Origin of the sequence: Bacillus mycoides, from assembly GCF_001757995.1 — a bacterium.
Classification (GTDB): domain Bacteria; phylum Bacillota; class Bacilli; order Bacillales; family Bacillaceae_G; genus Bacillus_A; species Bacillus_A mycoides_B.
The window spans coordinates 137,073-145,345 of the sequence record NZ_LXLV01000066.1; the positions used below are offsets into that span (position 1 = coordinate 137,073).

9 protein-coding genes and 1 pseudogene are annotated in these 8,273 nt (G+C 34.7%); 5 read left to right on the top strand and 5 right to left on the bottom strand.

Features of this window, described 5'->3' with window-relative positions:
- Window positions 1–9: 9 nt before the first annotated feature.
- The 3 genes from BWGOE10_RS23275 to BWGOE10_RS23285 form a co-directional block, all read right to left on the bottom strand.
- Window positions 10–1,095 (bottom strand): hypothetical protein, encoded by a 1,086-nt coding sequence (locus BWGOE10_RS23275; RefSeq protein WP_070145136.1) that lies wholly within the window; start codon window positions 1,093–1,095, stop codon window positions 10–12.
- 193 nt (window positions 1,096–1,288) lie between these two features.
- Window positions 1,289–1,978 carry a response regulator transcription factor gene (locus BWGOE10_RS23280; RefSeq protein WP_070145137.1) on the bottom strand — a complete coding sequence of 230 codons (690 nt, stop codon included), beginning with the start codon at window positions 1,976–1,978 and terminating at the stop codon, window positions 1,289–1,291.
- Between the two features lies 1 nt (window position 1,979).
- On the bottom strand, window positions 1,980–3,437 hold the full coding sequence (locus BWGOE10_RS23285) for a sensor histidine kinase (RefSeq protein ID WP_070145138.1): 1,458 nt from the start codon (window positions 3,435–3,437) through the stop codon (window positions 1,980–1,982).
- A 171-nt stretch (window positions 3,438–3,608) separates the two neighbouring features.
- Between BWGOE10_RS23285 and BWGOE10_RS23290 the strand changes: the two genes are divergently transcribed.
- The 3 genes from BWGOE10_RS23290 (at window position 3,609) to mscL (ending at window position 5,831) form a co-directional block, all read left to right on the top strand.
- Entirely contained in the window at window positions 3,609–4,289 is a 681-nt protein-coding gene (locus BWGOE10_RS23290; protein WP_070145139.1) for an ankyrin repeat domain-containing protein, read from the top strand.
- 85 nt (window positions 4,290–4,374) lie between these two features.
- A complete protein-coding gene (locus BWGOE10_RS23295) occupies window positions 4,375–5,301 on the top strand; it encodes a Gfo/Idh/MocA family protein (RefSeq protein ID WP_070145140.1) in 927 nt (308 codons plus the stop codon).
- Window positions 5,302–5,429: 128 nt separating this feature from the next.
- A complete protein-coding gene (gene mscL, locus BWGOE10_RS23300) occupies window positions 5,430–5,831 on the top strand; it encodes a large-conductance mechanosensitive channel protein MscL (RefSeq protein ID WP_070145141.1) in 402 nt (133 codons plus the stop codon).
- A 50-nt stretch (window positions 5,832–5,881) separates the two neighbouring features.
- Here mscL and BWGOE10_RS23305 read toward each other — a convergent pair whose 3' ends face one another.
- Complete coding sequence (locus tag BWGOE10_RS23305; protein WP_002112306.1) at window positions 5,882–6,154, bottom strand: DUF3917 domain-containing protein; 273 nt, start codon at window positions 6,152–6,154, stop codon at window positions 5,882–5,884.
- Between the two features lie 111 nt (window positions 6,155–6,265).
- On the opposite strand from BWGOE10_RS23305, the pseudogene BWGOE10_RS30505 reads away from it, so the two are divergent.
- Both BWGOE10_RS30505 and BWGOE10_RS23310 read left to right on the top strand, forming a co-directional pair.
- Window positions 6,266–6,373, top strand: a pseudogene (locus BWGOE10_RS30505) (DUF3949 domain-containing protein); the annotation flags it as partial.
- A 15-nt stretch (window positions 6,374–6,388) separates the two neighbouring features.
- Window positions 6,389–6,748 carry a DUF4288 domain-containing protein gene (locus tag BWGOE10_RS23310; RefSeq protein ID WP_070145142.1) on the top strand — a complete coding sequence of 120 codons (360 nt, stop codon included), beginning with the start codon at window positions 6,389–6,391 and terminating at the stop codon, window positions 6,746–6,748.
- A 37-nt stretch (window positions 6,749–6,785) separates the two neighbouring features.
- Here the strand turns inward: BWGOE10_RS23310 and ccpA are convergent, their stop codons facing one another.
- Window positions 6,786–7,784 carry a catabolite control protein A gene (ccpA, locus tag BWGOE10_RS23315; protein ID WP_070145143.1) on the bottom strand — a complete coding sequence of 333 codons (999 nt, stop codon included), beginning with the start codon at window positions 7,782–7,784 and terminating at the stop codon, window positions 6,786–6,788.
- Window positions 7,785–8,273: the final 489 nt, after the last annotated feature.

Below are 8,273 nucleotides of genomic sequence, written 5' to 3' on the forward strand. Positions count from 1 at the left end.
TTTCATATTTTACTTCCCTACAAATGTAACTTGTTCCCCAGTCGCCCAACCTCCCATCGGCACAACTGTATACTTCATTCCTTGCTGCAGAGTTGCACCATTTTGTAAGTCGAAGATTCCTACTGTACCTTTTCGAGAGCTGAAGCGATATTGTGCTTCTACTTTATTTCCGTCTGCACTTTGTAATTCTACTTTTCTACCAGCAAAGAGTTCCATGCTCGGATCTTTATCTAATGTAACTTGAATAGATTTATTGTCTATTGCTTCTGCACTTTGAATGACTAATGGCGCAATAGCTGAAGCAGTAAATTTCGGATTTTTAACAGTTACCCAGTCAGACGTAATTGTGTACTCTGTTCCTGGTTTCAGCGTTTGGCCTGCAGGTAGGCGGAATTTAGGCGCTTGTCTACCATCGGACGCTTGTGTAAACGGAACATATCCAACTTCAATTTTCTCACCTGAACTTGCTGTAATCGTTAGTTTTCTATCACGAAGTGAAGAAATGATTTGATATTGTTTACCATCTTTATCTTTATTTTCTTCATCTAATTGGAATGCTTGATTACCTCTTCCTGCTTTATACGCTTCAATAACATTTGCATAATCTACCACACCATCTTCTAAAAATGATTCAATTTCAAACGTATCATTTGTCACTTGCTTCGCTTGGCGAACATTAATCTTTTCCGAACTTCCTTCAAACTTTTCTTTTTTCCCATCCTTATAACTTAACGTATATTTTTCACCTGGTTTTTGCACCTTTACAGGTACGATATATGTACTCGTTGCCCCTGTTTTTAGTCTCGGTACATTCACAATTTCCAGGCCATTACTAAACACGAAGTTTTTCTTAATAGCATCTAAGTTTTCTAATTTCACTTCTTCTTCTGATAACGGTTTAGCAAATGTTAGTTGTAATGTCATCGCATTTAATGGCTCTAGTTTCGTAATTTGTGCTTGCTGCTTTTTCTTCTCTTTTTTCGCCTCTTGCTTCGTTTCTTGTTTTGATTGCGCCTGCGTTTCTCCTTGTGCACATCCCGTTACAAGCACTGTAAATCCAATTACTGCTGGTACTAAAAACTTCATTTTCTTCATCCTAATAACCTCCAAATTTATTATCAGTATTTTCCACTTACAAATAATCAAATTGATTTCTGTGATACTTATAATAAATAGCGGGTATAAATTGCCTATAAATAAATTATTAAAAAAAGATAAAATAAAGATAATATATTTTTAATCTCATTTTTTTTCAATAAAAAAACCTATCAACAATTTGACAGGTTCACTACACATTAAAGCGATAACCAGCTCCCCACACTGTTTCAATATATTGCGGATGAGCAGGATCTCTTTCAATTTTTTCACGTAACTTTCTAATATGAACAACAACCGTTGCTAAATCGCCAGCTGAGTCTAATCCCCAAATGCGTTCAAATAACTGTTCTTTATTTAACACTTGGTTTGGATGCATTACAAAAAATGTTAATAAATCAAATTCCTTCGTTGTAAACGAAACTTCTTCATTATTGATAAAAACTTTCCTCGCTCGCTGATCAATAGAAATCCCGTGAATGTATAACGTATCACGTTTCTTAACCATATTTCCTGATAATCTTTCATAACGAGAAATATGTGCTTTTACTCTCGCGACTAACTCACTTGGACTAAATGGTTTCGTTATATAATCATCCGCACCTAATCCGAGTCCGCGAATTTTATCTATATCTTCTTTTTTCGCTGAAACAAGTAAAATAGGAATGTCTTTTATAGCGCGTATTTGTTTACAAATTTCAAATCCGCTCATCTTCGGAAGCATAATATCTAAAATAATTAAGTCATAATTTTCCTGCAAAGCCCTTTGTAAGCCTGTTTCTCCAGAATGATCCACATCAACTTGAAAATCGTGGATTTCTAAATAATCTCGTTGTAATTCTGCAATACTTACTTCATCTTCAATTAGTAAAACTCTCTTCAATTTATTCACCACATTCCTGTACTTTTTGCAGCGAGAAGAAAATACTTGTGCTTTCTCCAAGCTTACTTTCTGCCCAAATTTCCCCACCATGTTCTTCAACAATTTGCTTCGCTATCGCTAAACCAAGTCCACTTCCACCTGTGCTAGAATTTCGTGATTGCTCCGCTCGATAAAACCTCTCAAAAATATACGGAAGTGTATCAGATTCTATTCCTGATCCATTATCCTTCACCTTCACGATAACTTTGTTTTCGTTACTTGATGCTGTAACGGTAATTTTTTTCTCACCTTTATCCATGTACTTCACACTATTATGAATTAAATTCGATATAACTCTCTTTATTTTTTCACGATCCGCTATTACATATAGCGGTGATACATGCTGTAATTGTAAGTATACAGATATACCTTCTTCACTTAAATCCATCTGCATCTCTTCTATTAAATCTTGCATAAACATATTTAACTCTATCGTTTCAAACTGAAATGGAACTCGGTTCAAATCGAGCTTCGAAAACAAAAAGAGTTCATCAATGAGTGTGTCCATATGTTTTGCTTTCGTATGAATGGTTGTTAAATATTTATCCATTTTTTCCGGCGTATTTGCTATCCCATCTTTTATTCCTTCCACATAGCCTATAATAGATGTAATTGGTGTTTTTAAATCGTGAGAGATGTTTGAAATAAGTTCTTTTCGATTTTCTTCATATTGCGTTTGCATCTCAATCGACCCTTTTAACTTCTTCCTCATTTCCTCAAATCCTTGATTTAACTGTCCTATTTCATCATGCGATGTAGCTGGAATTTGAAAATCTAAATTTCCTTCTTTAATTCTCTCAGTCGCATCTTTCAATACAAAAATTGGTTTTATAACACTTCTTGAAACGAAGTAACTTAATAGTCCAATAAGTAAAATGGCTAAAAGTAAGAGCGATACGAACAAAATTGGAAATAATTTTTGTGTAAGATCTACGAACGAACTTTGCTTTTTTAGTACAAATATACTCCCTTCTTCATTCTCTGGAAAATAAAAATCAAATTTTACATATCGATAAAATGTACCATTTAGTTCCGTTGTGCCACGACTATTGATATTTGTCTTTTCAAACTTTGGAAGAGCTTCTTTTAAAGCTACGCTTTCAAATACTTTTGAAGCATATGAAATTGCTTCTCCTTTCCTTACAACTATTTTCACATCCTCCTCTTCGATCGATGACATGAACGATTCATCTAACAATTGCGATTGACTCTGTTTAGCCTCCGATTTCAATTCAAGAAAAATATTTTCTTCTTCTGCCGTCAGTGGCTTTTGAATATAAGAACTTTTGTAGAAATTTTTCACTGATTCTAAATCACCAGTTATCGAAAAAACAATTAAAAATCCCGTAACTAATATAAGCGTAATGGAAACGAGAATAACGGCAATATAAGAAAATAAAAACCTTGTTTTAATAGACATAATTTAAGTCCTCACTTTATCCATCCTTATTATTCATAAGCATAAAAATATATGTTCAAATACTCAAGCGATTTTATAGTAATTTTAGCACCAGTTTATAAAAATTTAATGTTCCTATTTTACAGTTTAAATTAAGATGCCGCACTGCTTACAAAAGGAGGTTGAAATTCTATGTTCAAAAAAACATTAAGCATGATATGTTGCGTAATTTTTTTACAAGGATGCTCACAAGAACAAGAAGTTAAAAAGGAGATGACAAACATGGAGACAGCACTACTAACAGCTACTGAGAAACAAGAAACGAACACTGTTATAGCATTACTAAAAAAAGGGGCAAATATAAATATAACTGACGGCAAAGGACGTACTCCTCTTATGATTGCTACATACAAAAATGATATAAAAACCGCCAAAGTCCTTATCGATGCTGGTGCTGACGTAAATATCCAAGATGATATGAAAAACAATCCATTTCTATACACCGGTGCAGAAGGTTACTTAGACATTTTAAAATTAACGATTGATGCTGGTGCGGATCCAACGCTTACGAATCGTTACGGCGGAACAGCTCTTATTCCCGCGTCAGAACATGGCTATATTGATGTTATAAAAGAACTCCTTACTCGAACAAATATCGATGTAAACCATATAAATAACCTCGGATGGACAGCTTTAATGGAAGCCATCGTACTAAGTAATGGAGATGAAGCACAGCAACAAGTCATTCGCCTTCTTATTGAACATGGTGCTGATGTAAATATTCCCGACAACGATGGTGTTACCCCATTGCAACATGCCCGTGCTCATAACTTTGAAGAGATAGAGAAGATTTTGTTAGAGGTGAATAAATAATAAATCCTACTTTTTTGCCTTCCTCTCCCGCCCTATGCTACATTTAATTCGTCAAATAAATACTGTTGATAGGGTGGGAATAAAAATGAACAAACCTCGAATTGGAATGATTGGTCTTGGAAATATTGCACAAAAAGCCTATCTCCCAACACTTACAAAAGAAACAGATTGGAATTTTGTAGGGGCCTTTACACCTAACACCGATAAAAGAAAACAAATTTGCCAACAATATCGTATTCAAGACTTTCATTCTATGGAAACACTAGCTTCTGAATGTGATGCAATCTTCGTTCATAGTTCAACTGCTACACATTATGAAATCGTTTCTGAACTTCTGAAAAAAGGAATCGATGTTTATGTTGATAAGCCGCTAGCTGCTACTATTGAACAAGCAGAGAAGCTAGTTGAATTGAGTGAAAAGTACAATCGAAAGTTAATGGTCGGATTTAATCGCCGATTCGTTCCTATGTACGTTGCTGCCAAAGAGCAAGCTAATGATATTTCATGGATTCGAATTGAAAAGCACCGCACAAATAAAGTGGGGCCATATTCGTACGACTTTACTATGTTAGATGATTACTTACATATTGTAGATACTGCTCGCTGGTTAGCTAATGATGACCTTAACGTCGTTCACAATATGATGCAAATCAATGAAAAGAATGAACTTCTTTACGGGCATCATACATATACAACTTCAAATGGACTATTACTTTCTACAGCGATGCATCGCCATGCAGGTACAAATTTAGAACAAATTGAACTTGTAACGACAGGTAAAATCATTCGCGTAAAAAACATGAACACATTTGAAGTGGAGCAAGAAAATTCAGTTTCACAAAGTGGTTCACCATCATGGGAGACAACTTTAAAACAGCGCGGATTTGAAGATGCTGTTCATCATTTTATCGAATGTGTACAAGGTGATACAAAGCCTATTGTAGATGGATTAGAAGGATTAAAAACTCAGCAAATGCTACACTCTCTACTGCACGCTGCAAACAAAAATTAAAACGGATACATTTTTCAGAATTTACTTTCATTCCCATTTCCTCTTTATTTCTATCACAAATTTCTATAGAATATGTTGATAGGAATTATAAATTTCATAATGAATCGTGGAAAGGATGGGATTGACACATGTGGAACGAGTTTAAAAAATTCGCGTTCAAAGGGAATGTAATTGATTTAGCTGTCGGGGTTGTAATCGGTGCTGCATTCGGTAAAATCGTTAGTTCTTTAGTAAAAGACATCATTACACCATTACTTGGTATGGTATTAGGTGGTGTTGACTTTACAGATTTAAAACTTACATTCGGTAAATCATCTATTATGTACGGTAACTTCATCCAAACTATTTTTGATTTCTTAATTATTGCAGCTGCTATCTTTATGTTTGTTAAAGTTTTCAACAAACTAACATCTAAAAGAGAAGAAGAAGAAAAGAAAGAAGAACTTCCAGAACCAACAAAAGAAGAAGAAATTCTTGGCGAAATTCGTGACTTACTAAAACAACAAAACTCTTCTAAAGATAGAGCATAATTGAACGGATAAAAAGGCATGCCCCTCTCGGGACATGCCTTTTTTATATGCTATAACGTTTCCGAATTCATATGAATAAATGCAATAATACCTGCAACCATAAGTACCATAATGCTACCTGCAAATAGTGTAATACCGATAAACATTAAACTCGTACTTAAATCTATCGAAATACTTTCAGTAAAAATTGAAATTACATACGTGATAAGGGCGATTCCTGCAAGAATACTTCCTGGAACAAATCGCTTTAAGCCATTTTGTTTTAACGTCATATATGCAAAAATAGCAGTCATGCAAAGCGTAATTATCCAAAGAACGATCATCTCTTCTCCCCCCTCACAAGCCTTTTCTTTCTATTATACATGACATTGCCCTATAATAGTTAAATTTGCACTTGTGTGACATATAACAAGGAATAACCCCAACTGTAGCGAATGTCTTATGAAGAATCCCAAATACATTATCATTATCAAAGCAACGTATTTACAATACCGGCTTCACTTATCGCGAGTATTGTTTATAAAGTAAAACATTCAGCATAAGGAGGCTGATCTCATATGTACGCTGTAAAATTATTATTTGAATCTGTTCATTCAGGTAAACCTAATCCTAGTAAAATTGATGAACATTATGAAGAGAATCACGATACACTTTTTGAAGAAAGTATCATTCTCGTTAAGGCGAACAGTTTAGAGGAAGCTCACGAGCTAGGTGAAAAGATAGCTATACAGTCTGAAGATACGTACGATAATATGTACGGTGAGCAAGTAACATGGACGTTTAGAAAAGTGTTGCATGTATTTGAATTAAATGATACGTCATTTGAAACAGGAACAGAATTGTACGCAAGATTTTTACATGTTAAGAAAAATGAAGCTGTCGATACAGTAGTTAAACAATACTATCCTGAATACTAATAAGAGCTCACAGCTATCGCTGTGAGCTCTCTTATTCTTACTTCGTTGAATCTCTAAATTGGATACGGTGAGGTAAGATAACTGAGTGATCTTCTACTTTTTCTTTGTTCATGTATTTCGTTAGTAGACGCATTGCTACTGCACCGATATCATACATTGGTTGTACAACTGTCGAAAGCTGTGGGCGTACCATTAATGCAAGACGTGTGTTGTCAAAACCAAGCACTTCGATATCAGTTGGCACGTTTAATCCCGCGTCTTGTGCTGCGTGAATTACACCTAGTGCCATTTCATCAGAAGATACGAAGATTGCTGTTGGTTTTTCATCCATACTCCAAAGTTTTTCAAATGCTTCTATACCTGAATCATATGTGTAATCTCCATCAATTATAAGATTTTCATCATATGAAATACCTGCTTCTTCTAAAGCTTTTTTATAACCTTGTAACTTCTTCGCGCTTCCTGCTTTATCAATGAAAGGACCAGAGACGAAACCGATACGTTTATGTCCTTGCTCAATAAAATGCTTCATTGCATCGTAAGCCGCTTGTGTATAATCAATATTTACTGATGACGTTTCATTTTGCTCATCAAATGACGCTGCTAATACAATTGGTACTGGAGATTTTTTGAACTCTTCAACGTGAATATCTGTAATATCTTCACCCATGAAAACAATCCCGTCCACTTGTTTCCCAAGCATCGTATTTAATAAGTGGAACTCTTTCTCTTTGTTCTGGTCAGAGTTACTTAAAATGATGTTATATTTGTACATTGTTGCGATATCTTCAATTCCACGAGCAAGTTCTGCATAAAACGTATTTGAGATATCAGGAATAATAACACCCACTGTAGTTGTCTTCTTACTTGCTAGTCCACGTGCTACCGCATTCGGGCGGTATCCTAAACGATCAATTGCTTCTAATACTTTCTTTCTTGTTGTAGGCTTTACATTTGGGTTACCATTCACAACACGTGATACGGTAGCCATTGAAACATTTGCTTCACGCGCTACATCATAGATTGTTACGTTCATCTTTTCGCACACTCCTTCTATTTATGTTATCTATTTTTATGTATCGGTTCACTTGAATGAAAAAAAGACATCAACTCTATTTGCAGATGCCAACAATCGTCCCGAGTTCTTCCTTTTACTAATGATACGATAAAAACGCAGGGTCATACAATATTTTCCCGCAAAAGTTTCGAAAAAATTCGCTTCTTTTCTCGTATTTTCGTATTTTTTATGCAAAAAAGGTCAATTTTTGTAAAAAAGCTATGTAACAAGGGCTACATAGACTAAGAAATCTTTTTATAATTTACTTCCGAATGCTTTTAATTCTTTCATAAACTCATTGAACTGCGGAAAATTTATAAAATAAAAAAGACAGCTTAAAATGATATTATCCCCTTAAGGTAGACAGTGTAAAAAGACCATGAACAAACATGGATGTTACACTTCTACTTGGAGGGGATTTTATTATGGCTAAAAAAGGGTCTACATTTCAAACTTATTCAAATCTTT

What these genes read in the sequence shown, in the direction of transcription:
- BWGOE10_RS23295 (WP_070145140.1), top strand. Translation starts at nt 4,375, where the DNA reads ATGAACAAACCTCGAATTGGAATGATTGGTCTTGGAAATATTGCACAA.
- BWGOE10_RS23285 (WP_070145138.1), bottom strand. Translation starts at nt 3,437, where the DNA reads ATGTCTATTAAAACAAGGTTTTTATTTTCTTATATTGCCGTTATTCTC.
- BWGOE10_RS23305 (WP_002112306.1), bottom strand. Translation starts at nt 6,154, where the DNA reads ATGATCGTTCTTTGGATAATTACGCTTTGCATGACTGCTATTTTTGCA.
- BWGOE10_RS23310 (WP_070145142.1), top strand. Translation starts at nt 6,389, where the DNA reads ATGTACGCTGTAAAATTATTATTTGAATCTGTTCATTCAGGTAAACCT.
- BWGOE10_RS23275 (WP_070145136.1), bottom strand. Translation starts at nt 1,095, where the DNA reads ATGAAGAAAATGAAGTTTTTAGTACCAGCAGTAATTGGATTTACAGTG.
- BWGOE10_RS23290 (WP_070145139.1), top strand. Translation starts at nt 3,609, where the DNA reads ATGTTCAAAAAAACATTAAGCATGATATGTTGCGTAATTTTTTTACAA.
- ccpA (WP_070145143.1), bottom strand. Translation starts at nt 7,784, where the DNA reads ATGAACGTAACAATCTATGATGTAGCGCGTGAAGCAAATGTTTCAATG.
- mscL (WP_070145141.1), top strand. Translation starts at nt 5,430, where the DNA reads ATGTGGAACGAGTTTAAAAAATTCGCGTTCAAAGGGAATGTAATTGAT.